Annotated in this window: 10 protein-coding genes; 7 read left to right on the top strand and 3 right to left on the bottom strand. The window is 45.4% G+C overall.

Annotated features, from left to right (window positions below; genetic code table 11):
• Positions 1-341: 341 nt before the first annotated feature.
• Together ACTQ53_RS10800 and ACTQ53_RS10795 are read right to left on the bottom strand one after the other, a co-directional pair.
• On the bottom strand, positions 342-1,559 hold the full coding sequence (locus ACTQ53_RS10800; protein ID WP_295347004.1) for an ATP-binding protein: 1,218 nt from the start codon (positions 1,557-1,559) through the stop codon (positions 342-344).
• 619 nt (positions 1,560-2,178) lie between these two features.
• Positions 2,179-6,315 carry a hybrid sensor histidine kinase/response regulator transcription factor gene (locus tag ACTQ53_RS10795; RefSeq protein ID WP_441933022.1) on the bottom strand — a complete coding sequence of 1,379 codons (4,137 nt, stop codon included), beginning with the start codon at positions 6,313-6,315 and terminating at the stop codon, positions 2,179-2,181.
• A gap of 264 nt (positions 6,316-6,579) precedes the next feature.
• Here ACTQ53_RS10795 and ACTQ53_RS10790 point away from each other — a divergent pair, with 264 nt between their 5' ends.
• The 7 genes from ACTQ53_RS10790 to ACTQ53_RS10760 all read left to right on the top strand — a co-directional run bounded on the left by ACTQ53_RS10790 (position 6,580) and on the right by ACTQ53_RS10760 (position 20,853).
• Positions 6,580-9,624, top strand: coding sequence for a SusC/RagA family TonB-linked outer membrane protein (locus ACTQ53_RS10790; RefSeq protein ID WP_441933021.1), 3,045 nt, complete (start codon positions 6,580-6,582; stop codon positions 9,622-9,624).
• An 11-nt stretch (positions 9,625-9,635) separates the two neighbouring features.
• Entirely contained in the window at positions 9,636-11,357 is a 1,722-nt protein-coding gene (locus ACTQ53_RS10785) for a RagB/SusD family nutrient uptake outer membrane protein (protein WP_441933020.1), read from the top strand.
• 341 nt (positions 11,358-11,698) lie between these two features.
• Positions 11,699-12,820 (top strand): glycoside hydrolase family 43 protein, encoded by a 1,122-nt coding sequence (locus ACTQ53_RS10780; protein WP_441933019.1) that lies wholly within the window; start codon positions 11,699-11,701, stop codon positions 12,818-12,820.
• A gap of 145 nt (positions 12,821-12,965) precedes the next feature.
• Positions 12,966-14,216 (top strand): DUF2264 domain-containing protein, encoded by a 1,251-nt coding sequence (locus ACTQ53_RS10775; RefSeq protein ID WP_441933038.1) that lies wholly within the window; start codon positions 12,966-12,968, stop codon positions 14,214-14,216.
• A gap of 20 nt (positions 14,217-14,236) precedes the next feature.
• Positions 14,237-15,442 (top strand): glycoside hydrolase family 88/105 protein, encoded by a 1,206-nt coding sequence (locus ACTQ53_RS10770; RefSeq protein WP_441933018.1) that lies wholly within the window; start codon positions 14,237-14,239, stop codon positions 15,440-15,442.
• A gap of 61 nt (positions 15,443-15,503) precedes the next feature.
• Positions 15,504-18,773 (top strand): glycoside hydrolase family 2 TIM barrel-domain containing protein, encoded by a 3,270-nt coding sequence (locus ACTQ53_RS10765; protein WP_441933017.1) that lies wholly within the window; start codon positions 15,504-15,506, stop codon positions 18,771-18,773.
• A gap of 139 nt (positions 18,774-18,912) precedes the next feature.
• Positions 18,913-20,853 (top strand): alpha-L-arabinofuranosidase C-terminal domain-containing protein, encoded by a 1,941-nt coding sequence (locus ACTQ53_RS10760; RefSeq protein WP_441933016.1) that lies wholly within the window; start codon positions 18,913-18,915, stop codon positions 20,851-20,853.
• Between the two features lie 273 nt (positions 20,854-21,126).
• Here ACTQ53_RS10760 and ACTQ53_RS10755 read toward each other — a convergent pair whose 3' ends face one another.
• Complete coding sequence (locus tag ACTQ53_RS10755) at positions 21,127-22,500, bottom strand: ATP-binding protein (RefSeq protein WP_441933015.1); 1,374 nt, start codon at positions 22,498-22,500, stop codon at positions 21,127-21,129.
• Positions 22,501-22,787: the final 287 nt, after the last annotated feature.

Raw genomic sequence — 22,787 nt, 5'->3', positions numbered from 1 at the left:
TCGTGAGAAAAAGTCTCAAAGTCTTATTCTTTGGTTGAGAATATATTGTATGTACTTGATTTATAGCTGTATAAGAGAATGGTATTTTTTGGATTACTTTACAAAAAGTATCATCAAAGTATCATGATTTTTAGCTTTTCTTTACAAAGCATCTCGCTTTTATCCTTTTATTGATGTTGTCTACTATTTCAGTTTTATTAAATTGAAAGTGTCTACCTTTCTAGTTTATAAAGTAAAAAAGTGTCTACTGAAATCAGGAAAAGTCAAGGGTCTATATGCCACGATGAACAGGTGGCGTATAGACTCTTGATTATATGGTGATATTCGTAATCTACCTGGCATCAAACCAAAGTCGTCATTTTCAAAAAATCTCGCAGATGAATGTGCTTAATGCCATCAATATTGGTTTGACTGTAAAGCCTATCCATAGAAATCACGTATTTGGGATGACTGTCTTTTATCAATTTCAAATTGCCGAATTCACGCTCTACCGTTTCCTCAGAAGCCAGCAGATAGGTAACTTGCACATACGCCACACTATCCGCTTTCTCGGCTACAAAATCAATCTCAGCCTTATACATCTGACCAACATATACTTTATAACCCATCCTGCACAAATGGATATATACAGCGTTCTCCATCACCTTTTCTATATCAAAACGCCTGTTGCCACCTATAATATGATTTCTGATTCCCAGGTCTTCGAAATAGAACTTGTCGCCTAACTCGAAAAGTCGCTTGCCATGAATGTCGTATCTGTTGACTCGATCGATAATAAAAGCATTGTTTAAATACTCCAAATACGTGAGAATCATCTTGGCAGACGTTTCGGTGTTTTGGCTCTTCAGAAATTTTACAATACTCGTTGCAGAGAATTGTTTACCGATATTATCGCTCACAAACTTCAGCAGCGTTCGCAGCAATGGTATATTTCTGATGTTTTCTCGCTCTATGATATCACGAAGCACTATTGTATTATACACATTGTCAAGATAATCTTCTACCAAATCAGTATTTTCCAACCCTAAATGGCGCAACTGAGGGAGCCCGCCATACTGCAGATACAGGTTCAAGGAAGCATCATCATCCTTCAGTTCATGGAACGTCAGGAACTCTTCATAGCAGAGTCCTCGAATGCGATAAGCTATATATCTGCCTCTCAAGCGAGTTGCCAGTTCGCCCGACAGCATCTTGGCATTGCTGCCGGTAATCATAATCTGGCAGGTATCATCCGATTGGATACTGAGGAGTGCTTTCTCGAAATCAGAAATTTCCTGCACCTCATCGATAAACAGATAGTTTTCCTTACCCTCAACGATGTTGGCTGCTACATAAGCCTCCAGATTCTGATAGTTGGCTATCATATCAAATGAGGTTTTCTCCTTATCTATATAGATAACGTGATTTTCTTCATTCTCAGCGATGTGATTATAAATTCGCCGCATCACACAACTCTTGCCGACACGCCTCTGACCCGTCAACGCAATCATCATTCCACGTCCAAACATGCGTTCGATACGATTGGAATACCCTAGTCTTTCTAATATTTTTTGTTTCATACGAGTAAAACTTTCCGCAAAGATACTCTTTTTGTTTCGTATAAGTAACAAAAACGATAGTTTTTTGTTTTTATTACTTATAATTAACAGGTTTGGTACACATTGCACCACACAGGAAACGACAAGGGTCTATATGCCACGATGAACAGGTGGCGTATAGACCCTTCGTAGTGTTCTGGTGCCTGTCCGGTCGCATTAGAGCTTTATGTTAAAAATCCTAACTCATAGCTTTCTCTCCCTAAACTCACCGTTTCCTTTGTGAGAAGGCATCGTTTTCTTCTTGGGAATACATCTGCTAGGTGGAAACCTTGCCATTCTTTCAGGGTTCTCGAAAAAAAATAACACAGACAAATTGTCCAGAGGATTCTAAATACTTGTTTATCAGTGTATTATATACGCCTGGGCAAAAGGGCCGGACAAATTCAATTTGTCCGTCTTTTTTTCGCCAGTTTAATGGTGCATTTCCTTATTTTTCAAACAGATAGTTGCTGTTCTCTGCTTATAATACTCTCCTTCATGTCTATCTCATATTAGTGAAACCTGTCGCAAAGTTACAAAAAAATGAGATTACGACAGGTTTCTATGGATTTCGCGCAGAATAGTGGCAGGGAGATAGTATTTATTTGATATCTTTCAGTTGCTCAGCATACTCCTTCGGGAAGATGCCGAACTCCTTCTTGAAGCACTTAGAGAAATACTTCGGGGTGTTGAAGCCCACTTGTATTGCCACATCGCTGATCAGGATGTTTGGGTTCGACCGGATGATGCGCTGAGCCTCCTTCAGGCGGATGCTGGTGATGAAGGCAATGACCGTTTGTCCCGTTGTGGCTTTCACCTTATTATATAGGGTGGATTCACCCATCGCCATATCCTTGGCAAAAGACTCGCGGTTGTAATCGCCATCTGCAAGATGTTGCATCACTACCTCTGTGGCACGAGTGATGAATGCCTGGTCTGGGTTGCTCAAATGTAATGCAGCCTGTGCTTCGTCCTCAGCGCTTGTCTGGAGCGAAATTTCAGCCTGAATCTTTTCTATCATCTTCTTGCGGTTGGCAAGCAGGGCATTGATGCGGACTTCCAGTTCGTCAAACTTGAATGGCTTGGTGATGTAGGCATCCGCTCCTGTGGCATAAGCCTCGGTCTTGTCCTCTTCCTTATTCTTGGCGGTGAGCAGGATGATAGGCAGCTGCCAGAAGCTCTTGTCAGACTTGAGCTGCTTGGTCAGTTCGATACCATCCATGATTGGCATCATCACGTCGCTCACCACGAGGTCGAGTTTCTCCTTCATGATGATGCTCATTGCCTGCTTTCCGTTCTTTGCCGTAAACACATGATAGTTCTTGCTCAATACCTGCAGCATCAGGGCGAGCAGTTCCTCGTTGTCCTCAACCACCAGGATCTTGCTTGCATTCTTGCGGATGAAGATGCTCTGGTGGACTGGTGCCAGCTTAGGCTTGTCATCGGAAGCAGGTTGGGAATCCAGCTTCGTTTCCTGGCTTGCCTGTCTGATGGCTTCCTGGTTTACAGCATTTGGTTTGTCAGAGTTGTCTATTTCGTCTGGTGCATACGCACTTTTTCTGATAGGCAGGGTGATGGTGAAGGTAGTACCTTCGCCTTCCTGACTTTCACATTGGATATCGCCATGATGCAGTTTCACCAGGTCGTGGGTCAACGACAGTCCGATGCCGGTTCCCGGCATGTTCTGCTTGCGGTAGTCGCCATCGAAGAATCGGGTGTAGAGATGCTTCATCTTCTTCTTCGACATACCGATGCCATTATCAGCAATCGTGATGACCGCCTGATCCTTGCTGAGACTGAGCGATACATCAATCTTGCCTCCCACCTTGTTATATTTAATGGCGTTGGAGAGCAGGTTGTAGATAATCTTATCCATCTTGTCTGCATCAAACCATGCCGTGCCTTCTGCCTTCGGCTTCTCCAGTGATAGCGTAACCTTCTGATGCTCAGCCATCGGACGGATATTCTCGCAGGCTTCTTCGATGAACGAAATCAGGTTGCCGCGGCTCACGAGCAGATGCAGCTGTCCTGCCTGCGACTTTCTTACTTCTAGAATCTGTCGCAGGAGCCGGGTGGTGCGGTTGATGTTGCAGTCCATCACCAGGTAATCTTCCTCATACTGTGGTGCCATCGCCTTGAGTTTGTAGATGGTGGCAGAGATGATGGTAAGAGGGGTGAGCAGCTCGTGGGTGATATTGGTGAGGATAACTCCCATCTGCAGGCTGTTTCTGGTCTTCACCCGCTCCTTATACCATCTGGCAGTAGCAAAGATGCCGCCAATGAGCATCAGGATATAGAGCATGAAGGCTATTCTGGAGGCATACCATGGCGGCAGCACCTTGATGGTGATGGTGTAGGGCAGTTCTTGCCAATGACCATAACCGTCCGTAGCCTTTACCCTCAGTTGATAGGTTCCGGAAGGAAGATTCTGGAAGGAAGCCCTATGGACACCTTTGGCGCAGTATTGCCAGTCTTCGTCATAACCTTTCAGCTGGTAGGCGTATACGTTTTTCTCTGTATTGCCGTAGGTGAGGAGAGAGAACTCCACGTTGAATTTCTTCACCCTTGCCGGTATCGTGATTTTGCGGGTATAGTCTGGCATCTCTTTCGAAATCTCTTCCTTGTCGATAGAATCGAGTTGAGCGAATGGCAGGTCATCAATGATGATATCTGTTATCACCAGCTTGGGACTTCTATTGCCTTTTAGCCTAGTCTTCATGGACGGCATGAATGAGAAGAAGCTGGTTCGGCTTCCGAAGAAGAGCTCCTTTCCATACTTGCATGCCGTATTTGGCGAGAAGAGAACATTTCCTATGCCGTCTTCGCTGGTAAAGTAGGTGATGTCCTGCGGTTTTTCGCTGTCATTGCCCCAGATGATGTTCACGAGGGCATAGTCGGTGGTGAGCCAGAGATTACCCTTCTCGTCTTCCTTGATGGTGAGCACACGGTCGCCCGGCAGATGATATTCATGGTTCTTTGGTTCAAAACGGTCTTCCACCTTATTATATAGGAAGAGTCCGCCACTGTTTGAGATAGCCCAGAGTCTTCCTTTCGAGTCTTCGAGGCAGGCGGTGGCATCATCAATGGCAAAGTTATGATGGTCTGGATTATACTGTTTGAATTTCAAAGTCTTCTTGTTCCTGGCGTTGCCAGATATGCGTATGATACCTTCATTATCGGTAGCCAGCCAGATGTTTCCTTGCTTATCTTGCGAGATATGGCGGATGTCGCATAAGGTTAAGTTCTTCTTTCCCTCCTTCATCGTGATCCGATATCCCTGATTGTCAGGAGTTACGATGCTCAAGCCGTTGCGCTGTCCTATCCACATTACTTTATCTTTCGATTTGAACAAGGTGTTGACGAAATTATCCTGTATGATGGATGGATGCTTTTCGTGCGTAATCTGATAGGCTGGTTTACCCAATGGCTTGACGATGACGCCATAATTGTTGTTGGCTATCCAGATTTCTCCATTGCTTCTCTGGGCAATATCCGAGATACTTGTGGTAAAGGCTCTGGATGGGATGTCAGAAAATCCCGGAATTTCCTGGTTGAAGAGTGTTTTACCTGTCTTTCGGTTGTGCAGGGCGATGCCGTATGGATTCAATCCCAGCCAGAAATTTTCGCCATCGGTAGTGAGTATGGAATATAAGTAGTTGATGGTGAGATGAGTATGACTGGTATCGAGATTCCAGAGTTTGAACAGCGAAGGCTGGGTGTTGACCTGCAGAATACCGTTGTTCTGCGTACAGAGCCAGATGTTGCCTTTGCCATCGGTAGCGATATCGTTGTTGAAGTTGAGAGGGTTGTTGCCGATAGAGGTATATCCTTTCCATTCTGCATTAGGCATATCTTCTTCGAGATAGCACACACCTTCTCGGGTACATGCCCAGAGCGTTTTTGTTACAGGGTCGTGTACTATCTTATAGAAGGTATCAAAATGGCTGGTGCTATACGGGTATTGATGCATTTTCGGCTGTCGTACATTTCCCGGATTGTCCAGACGTACAACGCCATATCCCCAGGTTCCCACCCACAGGTGGTTGTGCTTGTCGAGGAAGAGGGAGTAGGCGGAATTGGTGGCATTGAGCTGCGGATAGCGGTAGAAGGTATTGCCTCCACGGCGGAAGCGCATGAGACCTGACGACCAGGTGCCGATGAGCAGGTCGCCGTTTCTGTCTTCTATGATGGCTTTCACGCTATAGCCGGGCATTTTCTTTCTGCTGCCATCCTCATCAATGAGCCATGCATTCTTATTATTATAGGTATAGAACGTCTCTGTCTTGGAATTGAAGTAGGAGAGACCGCCATCAGTTCCAATCCATAAAGTTCCATCTTTTGATACGAAGAGGGTATAGATGATGCGCTGAGATTCATCTGGCAGGAAGAAAGTCTTGAACTTTCCGGTGCGCTTGTTCATCCTTACCAGACCGTTGCGAGTTCCCAGCCAAAGATTATCCTGATGATCTTCGGCTATGGAACGGATGGTGTTGTTGGGCAGAATGCCTGGCTGGTAAGCATTCGTCTTGTAGGTTTTCACATGATAGCCATCGTATGATTTCACTCCTGCATTGGTTCCCACCCACATCATGCCTTCCTTGTCGAAGAACATGCAGCTTGCCTCTTCGGTAGGCGCAATGGTGATAGGAGGGAGATAACGGAACGGAAAATCCTGTGCTTTGACCTGGGTGGCAAAGCATATCAGACCGATAAGGATGTGAAAGATGGTTGTTTTCATGTCTTTTACCTGTTATTTTTAGATTCTTAATTTTTGCTGCAAAGTTATAAATATTTTAGTAAAAAGGGTAAAAAAAAGTAGTTTTTAACGATATGTTCCCTATGAATATCGAAATTTTCTCCTTATATTAACAAAAAAGACCGAATTTTGCACCTAGAACAAAGAACATTCTATGGGCGAGATTTGGTAAATCCGCAAATGACAATCGAGAATAAACAAATATAAATAACAAAAAAGTATATAACTAACAAAAATGTACAACTAATGGAAAATGTAAATCTAAACATCACGTCTAGAAGATTGATGGCGTTAGCTGCTATAGCCTCAGGCTTAGCTCTCTCTCCTCAGTCTGTTATGGCTGTTCCTTCTGTACAGATTGTACAGCAGTCAGGTAAGGTACAAGGTACAGTCGTTGATAGCAACGGTGAACCTATTATCGGTGCTACCGTAAAAGTAGGGGGGCAAAAAGGAGGTACAGTTACTGACCTTGATGGTAACTTTACTCTGAACGCAGCTCCTGGTTCAACTTTAGAAATCTCCTATGTTGGTTTTAAAACACAGACCATTAAGGTCGGTAAAGGACCAGTAAAGGTAACGTTACAGGACGATAACCAGACACTCAATGAGGTGGTTGTCGTAGGTTATGGTGTCCAGAAAAAGTCGGATGTTACGGGGTCTGTAACATCTGTAAACAAAGAACGCCTTGAGAAACTTCCTGTTACTAACGTGCTGCAGGCTGTTCAGGGCGCGGCAGCCGGTGTAACCATTACTCAAAGTTCTTCCATTCCAGGTGATGCTCCAAGTGCATTGGTACGTGGTCAAAACTCTATTAATGCTAATTCAGGACCATACATTGTAGTTGATGGTGTGCCTATCAACAAGACTGGTGGTTCTCTCAATGATATTGCACCTTCTGATATCGAATCAATGGAAATCTTGAAAGATGCTTCTGCCACAGCTATTTATGGTACCAATGGTGCCAATGGTGTTATTCTGATTACTACCAAGCATGGTAAATCAGGAAAACCTACTATCAGATATAGTGGCTATATCGGTTTAGAAGATTTTTCTCATAAATTGAAGTTCTGCGATGGAAACCAGATTATCCAGCGTTACAAGGATTATATTGCTATCAATCCTGGTGAGAGCATGTATAATGATAATGTTAAGTATGCAAATGAAGCTGAAAATTATGAGAAAGGTATTCAGACAGATTGGATTTATGATGAAGCTTCACAAACAGGAATTATCACAGACCATAATATCAGTGTCGCAGGTGGTGCAGAAAGAGTCAGATACTATGTTTCTGGTGATTATCTGAGCCAAAAAGGTGTATTGAAGGGATTCAACTATAAACGTTATTCTCTCCGCACCAATATTGATATGGATGTTACCGATTATTTGAAGGTGGGAACTAACACCTATATTGCATCTCATAACCGTGATGGAGGACGTGTAAATTTCTTGAATGCAGAGGCTATGTCTCCTTGGGGAAAGATGTATAATGAAGATGGTAGCTACTGCATTTATCCTATGTATTCAGAGCAGTTGTGGGCCAATCCTATGATCGGCCAGACCAAGCAGGCAGAACGTCGTCAATGGAATGTTAGCATCAATGGTTTTGCTGAAATGGATTTCGGACACATCTGGAAACCATTAGCTGGCTTGAAATATAAACTCAATGCAGGTTTCTCTTATGCGCCAGCCCGTACAAATACCTATACAGGTGCTGCAGCTAATGATCTGAATGGAACTGGTGAAATCATCAACAAGGATACTCAGACCTATACTATCGAGAATATCCTTACTTATGCAAAGGATATCGAAAAGCATCATTTCGATTTAACGGGATTGTATGCTGCTTCTCGTAAAAAATATTCGGAGTCAACAGCTAAAGGTAGCAAGTTTATCAATGATGACCTCGGATTTGATAATTTGGAAGGTGCAGAGTCTGCTTCTGTGAAATCTTATGCAGATTTATACACTACCGTTTCACAAATGGGACGTTTGAACTATTCTTATGATAGTCGTTATCTGTTTACATTTACTGTACGTCGTGACGGTTCTTCTGTATTTGGAGAGAATAACAAGTATGGTGTATTCCCTTCTGTAGCATTGGGTTGGAATATTGCAAACGAACAGTTCATGCAGAAGTCTCAGAATTGGCTGAATAACTTAAAGCTTCGCCTTTCATATGGTAAATCAGGTAATGAGGCAATCGGCGTATATCAGACATTGATGAAAATGGACGTGAAAAAATTTGCTATGGGTAAAAATTCTGTAGTAGGTCTTGTTCCAAATAGTCGTATGGGTAATTCCAACCTCTCTTGGGAGACTACCAAAACTTTCAATGTTGGATTAGACTTTGGACTGTTGAATAATCGTATCAATGGAAACTTGGATATTTACACTTCAACAACAACAGGTTTGCTTCTGAAGCGTAATTTGCCTAAGGTGTCAGGCTTCAGTGATGTATATGCCAATATGGGTAAAACAGCCAACAAGGGTGTAGAATTTACTGTAAACTCAAAGAATATTGTTACCAAGGACTTTACTTGGGGAACAACTTTGGTATTCTCATGGAACCAGAACCGCATCAAGGATCTCTATGGTGATGGTAAGGACGATTTGGGCAACCGTTGGTTCATAGGTCAGCCTATCGGTGTAATCTATGATTATGATATGGTAGGAATCTGGCAGGAAGATGAAATAGCCGCTGGATTACATAAGAAATGGGATCCGGTAGCAGAAGCTGGTGACGTAAAGTTGGCAGACCGTAATAACGATGGTAAGATAGATGATAACGACCGACATGTTAAGGGACAGACTACTCCAAAATGGATTGGAGGTATTACCAATACCTTTACCTACAAAGGCTTGTCCCTGAGTGTATTCATCCAAACTGTGCAGGGAATGAAGAAGAATAATAATCTTATTGGTATGGCTGGAGATGAGATGGGTCGTCGTAATACAACTACAGAGATTGGCTACTGGACTCCAGAGAATAAGAGTAATGAATGGCGTTCTTTGCGCAAAAACTCAAATAAACATGGATATGGATTTGCCCAGAATGCAAGCTTTACCCGTGTTAAAGATGTTACATTGAGTTATGCTTTTCCAGAAACAACCATGCATAAAGTGGGATTAGGTGGCTTGACTGTATACTTCACTGGTCGCAACCTTTTCACCTTTACCGATTGGATAGGATGGGATCCTGAAACTCGCCAGGATGGACGTGGATCAGGAAATTGGGAAGACAACTATCCAATGACAAAGAGTTATACATTCGGAATCAACTTGACATTCTAAAATTGAAAACAATGAAACTAAATAAGATTATAATTGCTTCTGCAGTAGCCTCTGTATTGGCATTGGGAAGCACATCATGTAGCGATAGCTTTCTTGATGAGAAGATGTACTCTAACTATGGAACCGATGTTTCTGATGTGAATGCTAAAGTTTTAGGTTTACACTATCAGATAGGTCAACTTTTAGGAATATCATGGCCTCAAGGTTTCTGGGGAATATGGCAAGATGGTACTGATGTCGGTGCTCCTGGCGACACAGAGGGTTCAGAGGTTCCATTCTATAAGTATGGAGAGCTGAACTCTGAGAGTTTAGGCGTACGTCTTTATTGGGAAAGACTATATAGCATCATCAATGGTGCAAATCAAATTATCTCAGCCAATGGAGAAGATGCCAGTGCTACAGCGTGTGTAGCAGAAGCTAAATTTTTCCGTGCTTATTGTTATAACAAGTTGGTTACTGGTTGGGGAGCAGTTCCTTTGATAACAGAGTCTGCGTCTAATCCAAAAACAGACTATACTCGTACACCTGTGGCAGAGATTGACGTTCAGATAGAGAAGGATATCACTGAGGCTATTGCAGGTCTTCCTGAAGTGAATGCATTGACAAAAGAATCACGAATTAGCAAGGATGCAGCTCGTATGGTTGCAGCAGAAGCTTTTCTTCGTATAGGTATGCGTGACAACTCATACTATAAGAAAGCTGAAGATGCTATAACCCCAACAATTACCAGTGGAAATTACAAGCTGATTTCTGAACGTTATGGTAAATTTACGGGTGAGGCTGGTGATTACTATCATGATATGTTCCGTTGGGGAAATCAACGCCGAAGCCAAGGTAATACCGAAGGAATATGGACTTATGAACAGGAATATAATACTTCTGTATCTGGCGGTACTATTGACAATGCACAGCAGCGTCGTAACTGGGTTCCTGCCTTCCACAAGTTATCAGACTTTATGCAGAATGCTGATTCTATAGGTGGACGTGGAAACGGTCGCCTTCGTTTGAGTAACTATGTAAAATATGGAATTTTTGAGGAAGGTGACATCCGTAACTCCAACTTCAATATCCGTCGTACCATCTATTGTAACAAGCAACCGAAGGCAGATAAGGCAACCATTGGTATCAATGCTAATGGATATTGGGAAAATGACGAAAGTAAAGTTGTCAAGAAGATTACAATTGGATTGGGTGATAAAGTATATTGCCATGAAGCAGACACTTTGAATGTAATGTATCCACATACAACAAAGTGGGGTGCATACGACCCTACAGATGACTTTGGGTATGCAATGGTCAAGGATATTCCTTTGATGCGATTTGCTGAAGCCTACTTGTTAAGAGCTGAAGCTCGTTTCCGTCAGGGCAATAGTCAGGGGGCAGCTGATGATATCAATGTTCTCCGTGACCGTGCATTCAAGGATTATCGACAGATTGCTCCTGGAGCTGGCAGGGTTAGTGCTTCTGATATTTCCATCGATTTCATCCTTGATGAGCGTATCCGAGAACTGGTAGGCGAGGAAAACCGACGCTTCACATTAATGAGAACAGGACAACTTGCTAATCGTGTTAATATGATGGTTACCAAGTGGGCAGAGAAATCAGAAAATAAGAGAATCTCTGGCTTTGATGCAAATAAGCATATCTTATTACCGATTCCTTTGACCGAGATTCAGCTTAACAAGGATGCTAAATTGGAGCAAAATCCAGGTTATGAGGTTGATGAAAAATAATATTTTTATCTGCTAAATATGAAGTAAGAGGGTGTGTCATAAGTTAATGATGCACCCTTTTTGTCGTTTCTATGAAGCTGTATTCATAAATACTATTGATGCAAAGATTCTAAATACATCATACATCATTTCGCGCAGAATGGTGATAGGAAAAGCCATCTATGGTAAATAACAAATTTGTAGAGGGGGAGAAGTGATGATTTGCATTTGTTTTCCTGCATTTTCCCGATTTGTATCCCTTTTATACCGAATAATAGACCCCGAAAAGGGGCTTTTTCTTTAATTTTGCAATCGGAATAAACAATTAGCGTATTCACTAACTTAATAATAACTTCAGTAAAATGAATAAACTATTCACATTTATCATGTTGTGGATGATGTCTTGTCTCCCGACTCTGGCTCAGGCTCCGATGGACGGAGGAGTATGGAAAGACAATACCGGCAAGCATATCAATGCACATGGTGGCAACATCTTCAACTACAAGGGTACCTACTACTGGTATGGCGAAAGCCGTTCGCAGGATGGCAAGCCTTACAGCTCTCTCGGCGTAAGCTGCTTTACTTCCAAGGATCTCAAGAAATGGACCAACCATGGATTGGTGCTCCCTGTTTCTAATGAACCAGGCAGCGACATCGAGGGTGGTTGCATCATCGAGCGCCCTAAGGTTCTCTATAATCAGAAGACCGGGAAGTTCGTCATGTGGTTCCATCTCGAATTGAAGGGGCAGGGATATGCTGCAGCCCGCTATGGTGTGGCTACCAGCGATACTCCTTTCGGACCTTTCAAGTTCATCCGTTCTGGAAGAGTGAATCCGGGTATCTATCCTGTAGGGTTCGCCAAGCCAGATACTACCGACCTCAAGCATCAGCTTCTCTTCCCGGAATTGAAGAGCTGGTGGACTCCGGAATGGCGCAAGCAGATAGAGCGCGGCATGTTCTGGATGAGAGACTTTGAGGGAGGACAGATGTCTAGAGATATGACCATCTTCATCGACGATGATGGCAAGGCTTACCATATCTATTCTTCAGAGGAAAATTTAACACTCCAAATCGCACAGTTGACAGATGATTACATGCAGCACAACGGCAGCTACGTACGAGTAGCTGCCGGCGGACAGAACGAGGCTCCAACCATCTTCAAGCAGGATGGCATCTACTGGATGATTACCAGCGGATGTACCGGATGGGCTCCAAATGCTGCCCGCATGTTCAAGGCTAAGAATATCTATGGTCCTTGGGAGCAGTTGCCTAATCCTTGCCGTGGTGAGGGTGCCGACAAGACCTTCGGTGCACAGGGTACCTATATATATAAGGTTGAAACTGCAGCACAGAAGAAGATGTTCCATGGCGCCGAATATGTATTCATGGCAGATATGTGGAATCCGAAGCATTTGAGCGACAGTCGTCACCTCTGGGTGCCTATTTCTTGGGAAAACGGTACACCAGTGTTGAAAAAACAATAAAAAATACGGTCGCTCTGCTTGTTTCTAATTAATTATACATATCTTTGCAGTTGCTTAGCTGAGGCTACCGGCAACTTTCAACTTACAATTATTAATAACAACAAACAATATACAACTATCTATGAATTATATATTTAAGAGTATCATGATGACCCTTGTCTTGGCGCTGCTTCCTTTCATGGGAATTTCTGCCAAGAAAAAAACAGTACAGCAGAGCGACCGCCAATACTGGTGCTCGCTTGCCTACAAGATGGCCCAGCCTGTTCTGGAGAACATGGCTAAGGGCGAGCTGCAGAAGAACATGCAGACGGAGTTCAGTCCAAGCTTCGACAACCGCAACAGGAAGGTGCTCTATATGGAGTGCTTCGGCAGACTGATGGCTGGTGTGGCTCCTTGGCTCACCCTTCCTGATGATGCTACAGCCGAAGGTAAGCAGCGCAAGCAGCTGCGTGAATGGGCTTTGGCTTCTTACAAGAATGCCGTAGATCCTCAGAACCCTGACTATCTCTGCTGGGGCATCGGCGGTCAGAACCTGGTTGATGCAGCCTATATCGCCGAGAGTTTCCTCCGGGCTTACGATACACTCTGGAAGCCTTTGGACGAGGTGACCAAGCAGCGATACCTGAAGGAGTTTGCCAAGCTCCGCCACATCGATCCTCCTTATACCAACTGGCTTCTCTTCTCTTCTACCATCGAGAGCTTCATGGCAAAGGCGGGTGGCGATTTCGATGAATATCGCGTCAATTCTGCCTGCCGCAAGGTAGAGGAGTGGTATGTAGGTGATGGCTGGTATGCTGACGGTCCTTCGTTCGCTTTCGATTACTACAGCAGCTATGTGTTCCATCCGATGTATCTGGAAACACTCCAGGCGATGGTGGATGCCAAGGTGAATTCCCGCCTCGACTATCAGAAGTACTACGACCGGGAGTTGAAGCGCTGCCAGAAGTACAGCATCATTCTCGAAAGATTCATCTCTCCGGAAGGAACCTTCCCGGCTTTCGGCAGAAGCATTCCTTACCGCATGGCAACCATGCAGCCGCTTGCTCTGATGGCATGGTATCAGAAGTTGCCTAAGGATTTGAGCAATGGTCAGGTTCGTGCAGCCCTGACCAAGGTGCTGCATCGCATGTTCGACCAGGAGAACAACTTCAATGAGAAGGGTTATCTCTCTATCGGTTTCTGCGGAAACAGCCAGAAGAACGTTGCCGACTGGTATACCAACAACGGCTCGCTCTATATGACCACCCTTGCCTTCATGCCTCTCGGCCTGCCTGCCGATCATCCGTTCTGGACAGATGCAGCACAGCCTTGGACCCAGGTGAAGGCATGGAACAACCAGCAGTTCCCTAAGGACCATCACTGGAAGGACGAGATTGTTACCAAGGACAAGTGGTAATTTATAATTGATAATTAATCATGCGCAAGATATTGATGATGTTGGCAGCTGCAGCCTTGGCTTTGCCTCTGAGTGCAGCACAGCCAGCCAGGAAGACCGCTAAGGTCAAGAAACAGAATAAGAAGGAAGTGAAGGCTTCCAGGAAATGGAATCATGAGCAGGTGGTGGAACTCATCACCAAGGTGAATAACTACTGGCAGGCTAACAACAAGCCTGAGGTTCGTGCCTTCTGGGACAATGCCGCTTATCATACCGGCAACATGGAAGTATATAAGATGCTCATGGACCAGAAAATGCTCGACTACTCTATCCGTTGGGCTGAACACAACGACTGGACCGGTGCTACAGAGGCAAACCCAGCCAAGTGGAAGTATAAGCCATACGGCGAGGGAAAAGATCACGTTCTCTTCGGCGACTGGCAGATTTGCTTCCAGACCTACATCGACCTCTATAACATCGAGGCCGCCAAGGGAAATGCCGCAGCATCAGAATATATGGTGAAGCGTGCCAAGGAGGTGATGCACTACGAGGCTTACTCTCAGCCAACAGATTACTGGTGGTGGAGCGATGCCCTCTACATGGTGATGCCTGTGATGACCAAGATGTACAAGCTTACCGGCGATACCAAGTATCTCGACAAACTCTACGATAATCTCCTCACCACCGATGAGATTATGCTCGACAAGGAGACCAACCTCTACTTCCGTGATGGCAAGTACGTTTATCCAAAGCACAAGAGTGCCAACGGCAAGAAGGATTTCTGGGCTCGTGGTGATGGCTGGGTTCTCGCAGGTTTGGCTAAGGTGCTTCAGGATATGCCAAAGGACTACCAGCACTATCAGTTCTTCGTAGACAAGTTCCAGAAACTGGCTAAGGCGGTAGCTGAAATCCAGCAGCCGGAAGGTTACTGGACCCGTTCGATGATGGACCCAGAGCACGCTCCAGGTCCTGAGACCAGCGGTACAGCCTTCTTCACCTACGGTATGCTTTGGGGTGTCAACAATGGTTATCTCAACAAGAAGGAGTACAAGAAGGTCATCGACCGTGCCTGGACTTATCTGACAGAGACTGCCGTTCAGCCTGATGGCAAGGTGGGATATGTTCAGCCTATCGGCGAGAGAGCCATCCCTGGTCAGACTGTTGATGCCAACTCTCAGGCAAACTTCGGTGTGGGAGCCATGCTTCTCACTGCCTGCGAATATGATAAGTATCTTGCCATCAAGTAAGATGCTTGTATATAATAAGGTATATATCAATTTAAAATAGTATTAATAACAACTGACAAACATGAAACAGAGACTGTTCGTTACATTAAGTTTGGCAGGATTGGCTATGGCAACCTTCGGTGCAACCAAACCGAAGGCTGCCATTAAGTCGTTGAATAAGGCGACCGTCCAGCAGCCAACTTACACAGAATGGCACGACCTTCAGGTGAATGCCATCAATCGTTTTCCGTTGCACACCAATTTCTTCACCTATCCGGCAGATGACTGGGTTTCTGAGAAAGACGGTAAGATTGTGAGCAATGATATCCTGCACATGAACAAGACGGAAAGCAAGTATTTCCTTTCGCTCGACGGAACCTGGAAGTTCAACTGGGTGGCTAATGCCGACCAGCGTCCTACCGACTTCTACAAGGAAGATCTTGATGATTCCAAATGGAAGACCATGAATGTTCCAGGCAACTGGGAGATGAATGGATTCGGTGATCCGGAATATGTGAACGTAGGCTTTGGCTGGCGCGGACATTTCGACCAGCAGCCACCAGCTGTTCCTACCAAGGACAACCATGTTGGTTCTTACCGCCGTATCATCGACATCCCTGCCAACTGGGATGGCAAGCAGGTTGTAGCCCATTTCGGTAGCGTTACTTCCAACATCTATCTCTATGTAAACGGCAAGTTTGCCGGTTATGCAGAGGATAGCAAGGTGGCTGCCGAGTTTGACATCACTCCTTATCTGAAGAAGGGCAAGAATCTGATTGCCTTCCAGACCTTCCGCTGGTGCGATGGCTCCTGGGATGAGGATCAGGACTTCTGGCGCTTGAGCGGTGTGGCTCGTGAAAGCTATCTCTTTGCCCGCGATGCCCAGTTGCATTTGGAGGATATCCGTGTTACTCCTGACCTTGTAAACAACTACAAGGATGGTGTGCTCAATATCTCTACCAAGGTAAAGGGTAACGGCAAGCTCGTCTTCACCCTCTTCGATAAGGACGGCAAGCAGGTAGCAACCACCACCGGCGTGGCAAAGAACGGTACTGCCAATTTCTCTCTGCAGGTAGCTAATCCTCAGAAGTGGAGTGCCGAGACACCTTATTTATATACACTCCAGGTTTCCCTGATGGGTGCTCAGAAGAAGGACGCTATGAAGGCGGCTAGCATGACTCCTGTCAAGGTAGGTTTCCGCAAGGTGGAAATCAAGAACAAGCAGTTCCTTGTCAATGGTCAGCCTGTGCTCATCAAGGGTGCCAACCGTCATGAGATGGACCCTGACGGAGGTTACGTATTGAGCATGGAGCGCATGATTCAGGATATCAAGATTATGAAGCGCCTGAATATCAACGCTGTCCGTACTTGCCACTATCCTGATGATCCACGCTGGTACGAGCTCTGCGATGAGTATGGTATCTATGTGGTAGCTGAGGCTAACCAGGAGAGTCACGGTTTCCAGTATGGCGATGATGCAGCTGCCAAGAAGCCGATGTTTGCCAAGCAGATTCTGGAGCGCAACCAGCACAATGTTTCCATGTACTTCAATCATCCTAGTGTCGTAACCTGGAGTATGGGTAATGAGACTGTGATGGGCGATAACTTCCTGCAGGCTTACAAGTGGATCAAGAGCCAGGACCAGAGCCGTCCGGTTCAGTATGAGCAGGCTCGCAGAGGCGAGGGTACCGATATCTTCTGCCCTATGTACTATCCTGTAAGTGCTTGTGAAAAGTATGCGAAGGACCCTAACAGTCCGATGCCGCTCATCCAGTGCGAGTACAACCATACCATGGGTAACTCAGGCGGTAACCTGAAGGATTACTGGAATCTGATTCGCAAGTATCCTATCCTCCAGGGTGGTTTCGACTGGGATTTCGTTGACCAGGGCTTGCACCGCAAGGTATTGAAGCCGATGACCATCAAGAATCCTGAGAAGATGAGCAATGAAGAGCTCCGCAAGATAGAATATTGCTACGGTGGCGATTACAACAATTACGACCCTAGCGACAACAACTTCAACTGCAATGGTATCATCGGTCCAGACCGTCAGCTCAATCCTCATGCCTACGAGGTAGCCTACCAGTATCAGAACATCTGGGCTAAGATGGTGAATGCCGAGAAGGGCGAAGTAAGTGTACACAATGAGAACTTCTTCCGCGATTTAGGCAACTATGCCTTGGCATGGAGCCTCATTGAGGATGGCGTGGAGACTCAGAACGGTACCATCGCTGATATCGAAGTGGCTGCCCAGCAGACCAAGAACTTCACCATCCCTTACGACCTTTCTAAGGTAAAGGGCAAGGAGGTGTTCCTCAACATCGACTTCCGTCTGAAGAAGGCTGAACCTCTGATGGAGGCTGGTCAGATTGTGGCTTATGCCCAGCTGGCAGTGAAGGAGAAGAAGTGCTGCGGTCATTGTGCAGACAACATGGCTAAAGTTCAGGACGGCAAGAAGGTGAAGGCTAAGCTCGTCGACAAGAAGGGCGAGCAGGATATCACCGTTACTACTCCTGATCTGACCGTGAAGGTGAACCGTACCACCGGTCTCATCTCTGAATATACCTATCGTGGTAAGTCGCTCCTCGGCGAGGGCGGTACCCTGAAGCCAAACTTCTGGCGTGCTCCTACCGATAATGATTTCGGTGCAGGTCTGCAGAAGAAGTTCAAGGTTTGGAAGAACCCTGTCATGAACCTGAAGGGTGTAGCTGTTGAAAAGGATAAGAAGACAAACACCATCAATATCTGTGCAACCTATGAGATGCCAGAAGTGAAGGGCGAGCTGGAAATCGAATATCTCATCATGCCTAACACCGGTGCGATGAAGGTAAGCCAGGAGTTTGATGCTTCTGATGATGCCAAGGTCAGCGATCTGTTCCGTTTCGGTATGCTGATGCAGTTGCCATACGATATGGACAAGAGCCAGTATTACGGTCGTGGTCCTATCGAGAACTATTCAGACCGTGAGGACTGCATGCGTATCGGAATCTACAGCGCTGATGCCGACAACCAGTACTTCCCATACATCCGTCCACAGGAGAGTGGAACCAAGGGCGATATGCGCTGGTGGAACCAGACCGATGCTTCCGGCTTCGGATTCAAGGTGAAGAGCTGCAAGCCATTCTATGCTTCCGCTATCCACTTCGATACAGAAGAACTGGATGATGGTGATGACAAGGATCAGCGTCACAGTTTCAACCTGAAGAAGTCAAAATTCACCAATCTCTTCCTCGATGCAGAGCATTCTGGTGTGGCTGGTGAGAACTCTTGGGGTGCATGGCCTTTGGAGAAATATCGCCTCCATTATGGCGATAAGAACTTCACTTTCGTGCTCATTCCATTAGATAAATAGTAGAAAAACAGGGATTTGGATAAAAATCCAATATATTTAAACAGAAAATCCACCTCATTTGGGGTGGATTTTTTTATCTTTGCACCACCTATCACGGAAAAGTGTAGGTACAGCCTAAAAATAAACAATAACGAACAATATGAGAAAAGCAAAAATTTTCGCAGCAGCATTGCTGGCGATGTCTTCACTCGGAGCTTTCGCACAGCATCAGTTTACTGTTCAGGCTAACAAGCCTGGAGCAGAAATCCAGCCTACCATGTACGGTATCTTCTTCGAGGATATCAACTTCGGTGCCGATGGTGGTCTTTATGCAGAGATGGTAGAGAACCGTTCCTTCGAATTTCCACAGCGTCTGATGGGATGGAATACATTCGGAAATGTAACCCTCAGCGACGTAAAACCTGCCTTCGACCGCAATCCTCATTATGTAACACTTGAGAGCGCTGGCGCACGTGAGAAGCAGACCGGTCTTGAGAACCGTGGCTTCTTCGGCATGGGCTTGAAGAAGGATATGAAGTACGATTTCACCGTATATGGCCGTCTTCATCTCATCGATGGCAAGCAGGGCAAGATTCGTGTAGAACTCGTCAATTCAAAGAATGATGTCATTGCCAAGCAGGTCATCAACATCACCAATAATAAATGGCAGAAGCTTACTGCTACCCTTACTTCTCCTCAGACCGATCCTAAGGGATTGATGCGAGTATATCTGGAGAAGGGTTCTGAGAGCGTAGACCTCGACCATATCTCTCTCTTCCCAGAAGATAACTGGAATGGTCTCCGTGCCGACCTCGTACAGGATCTTGCCGACCTGAAGCCAGGCATCTTCCGTTTCCCTGGCGGATGTATCGTAGAGGGAACCGACCTCGATACCCGTTATGAGTGGAAGAACTCTGTGGGTGCTCCTGAGAACCGTCCTCTGAACGAGAACCGCTGGAGAGATACCTTCCCACATCGCCTTTTCCCTAACTATTATCAGTCATTGGGCTTGGGCTTCTATGAGTATTTCCTTCTTTCAGAGAAGATTGGTGCAGAGCCATTACCTATTCTTTCTGTAGGTCTGGCTTGCCAGTATCAGAACGATGATAAGGATCCTAATGCGCATGTGGCAGTCAAGGATCTCCAGAGCTATATCGACGATGCACTCGACCTCATCGAGTTTGCCAATGGTCCTGTCACCTCCAAGTGGGGTAAGCTCCGTGCCGATATGGGTCATCCTGCTCCATTCAATCTGAAGCAGATTGGTATCGGTAACGAGCAGTGGGGACCTATGTACCCTGAGCGTCTGCAGAAGTTCATGGAGCAGATTCATTCCAAGTATCCTAAGATCAAAATCTGCGGTTCATCAGGTCCATCTGCTGATGGCAAGGATTTCGACTATGGTTGGGAGCAGATGCGCAAGTTGGGCGTAGACATGGTGGATGAGCACTACTACAAGAGCCCTGAGTGGTTCCGCAACAATGCCAGCCGTTACGACAAGTACGACCGCAAGGGTCCTAAGGTATTTGCCGGCGAGTATGCTGCCCATGCCGAGCACGATCCTAACTCTTGGGAGGCTGCGCTTTCTGAGGCAGCTTTCATGACGGGTTTGGAGCGTAATGCCGATGTGGTTTATCAGGCTACCTATGCACCTCTCTTCGCTCATGTAGAGGGATGGCAGTGGCGTCCGGACCTCATCTGGTTCGATAACCTCAGCTCTGTCCGTTCTGCCAACTACTATGTTCAGCAGCTCTACGGCGAGAACAAGGGTACCAATGTGTTAAAACTTACCGAGAACGGCAAGGCGGTAGCTGGCGAGAATGGTCTCTATGCCACCGCTTGTTTCGACAAGACAACCAAGAGCTACATCGTGAAGATTGCCAACACTTCTAACGAGGAGAAGGAAATCAACGTAACCTTCAATGGCATCAAGAAGTTGAACCCTGGTAAGGTAACCGTTCTCCATGCCGACGATATCCAGGCAGAGAACAAGATTGACAACAAGAACGTGGTTGTTCCTATAGTATCTGATGCTCTGGCTAACGGTAACGTCCTGAATGTCAAGATGAAGGCAAATAGTTTTGTGGTATATAAATTCTAAGAGTTGGTGCGTTTTTTAACGCAAGTTTTCTGTATAAGGTAAAAAGATGATGAGAATCCCTTGCGGCAGCGATGCCGCAAGGGATTGTTTTTTTCTCCCGATGCCCTTGAAATTACATGGCGACGCAGGAATCTCTGTGTCGGGACGTATGAATGGTTACGTTGCCATGTGGTAAAGTCTACGTCGGGACGTAATTTTGGATGATGCCCAAATCCAGGCTCTTACTTTGGGCACCCGATGCCCATAATACGGTCTGAGTATTTCTGCAGACTATTAACGGCTTCTCAATAGGGATAATGCATAGAGAGGCAGTATGGTGACATGCCTTATGGCGTCATCGTCCTGCTTGTCAATGTAATCAAATGATCCGAAATTCTCTAAGGAACAACGGAAGGCTTCGGTGAGCTTTTTCTCTCTCATGAATAGCCAGAGACTCTTCATGCCGCCCTGGGTGCCCGATTTGATTTCGATAGGGGTAATCTTCATGTTGTGGATTTCCAGATAGTCTATCTCGGCAACACTCTTCCCCTTCTGCTCCCAATAAAACATCTTCTGGCGCTGGATGCATGGTTTGTAACGCATCATCTCGAGTCCGGCAACCATTTCTGTTACACCTCCCTTATTGACAAGTTCCTGAGGGGTGCCGGCTAAAATAAGTTCTATGAGCTGCTGAGACAGGTAGCCTTCCAGTTGAAGCACAGCTAACAGTAATCCTGGGTCCAGAAAGAGAACCTTCATGCTTTTCTCGTCAGCTTCCGCATCCAGCGGAATACCATTGCCCGAGGTAGCGACCACAGGAGTAACGATTCCTGCAAGTGTCAACAGACGGAGGGCTTCTCTGATTTGTGAACTCTGATAATCTGCAGATATTTGCTTGTATGTCAACTTCTCTCCTGCCTGATGACAGATACCACGCATCGTTGTGCGCAGTAAATTTGGGTTGACTCTCTTTTTATACTTGCTGAAATCATCTTCGTATGTCAGTATGATGTCTTCCTGGATGTTTCTGCATCGGTTGAAATCGTGTGTCTTGGTCCATGCCAGAACAGATTCCGGCATGCCTCCAACAAGCAGGTAGGTGCGGAAGTATTCCACGAGTTTATCATGGAAGGCTTGATCTAAAGACTGGTTTCCGTATGCTTCATTTCGGAGAAGGATGAGCCCTTCTTCGTGATTGGCATACAGAAATTCATCGAAAGTCATCGGATACATGAAGAGCGAGTGAATCCTTCCTACTCCAAAAGTAGGGAGTTCCTGAAGCGTAAATTCCAGAAGTGATCCTGCGGCTATGACATGCAGCTCAGGATAATCTTCCTTGAAGAAGCGTAGTGCCATGATGGCTTCAGGGCATTCCTGGATTTCGTCGAGAAAGAGAAGCGTCTTACCTGCTTCTATAGGGACATTGATATAGCTGCTGATTTTTTTAGCAATCAATCGTACGTCAATATCCCCCTGGAAGAAGGTTTTGATTGCCTTGTTACGTTCGAAGTTTACCTCGGCGAAATACTCGAATTGCTTTCCAAAGTTTTTAACTGCTGATGATTTTCCAACCTGTCGGGCACCACGAAGCAGCAAGGGTTTCCGCATGGAATCTTCCTTCCAGGCGATGAGTTCTGAGTCTATGTTTCTATGTATATATTCTGTCATAATCGTAACTGTTTGAATAATAGGTGCAAATGTAGTGAAAATACTCAAATCCGAGAAATAAATCGCGTTAAAATACTCAAATCCGAGAAATAATCGGCGATAAAATACTCAAATCCGAGAAATAATCGGCGATAAAATACTCAAATCCGAGAAATAATATGCGTGAATTGTAGCAGTTGTAGCAGTTCCCCAAAGTGGACACAAAAAATGATTATTAATTATTTATATTTTTAAAAGTACACATATCTATCAAATTTCGTTCCTTTTCATTTGCAAAAGTAGACAAT

It is taken from the genome of Prevotella sp. Sow4_E9_plate, assembly GCF_052116205.1.
Lineage (GTDB): Bacteria > Bacteroidota > Bacteroidia > Bacteroidales > Bacteroidaceae > Prevotella.
Note: the sequence above shows the minus strand (reverse complement) of the source record. Positions and strands in the feature narration are given on the sequence as shown.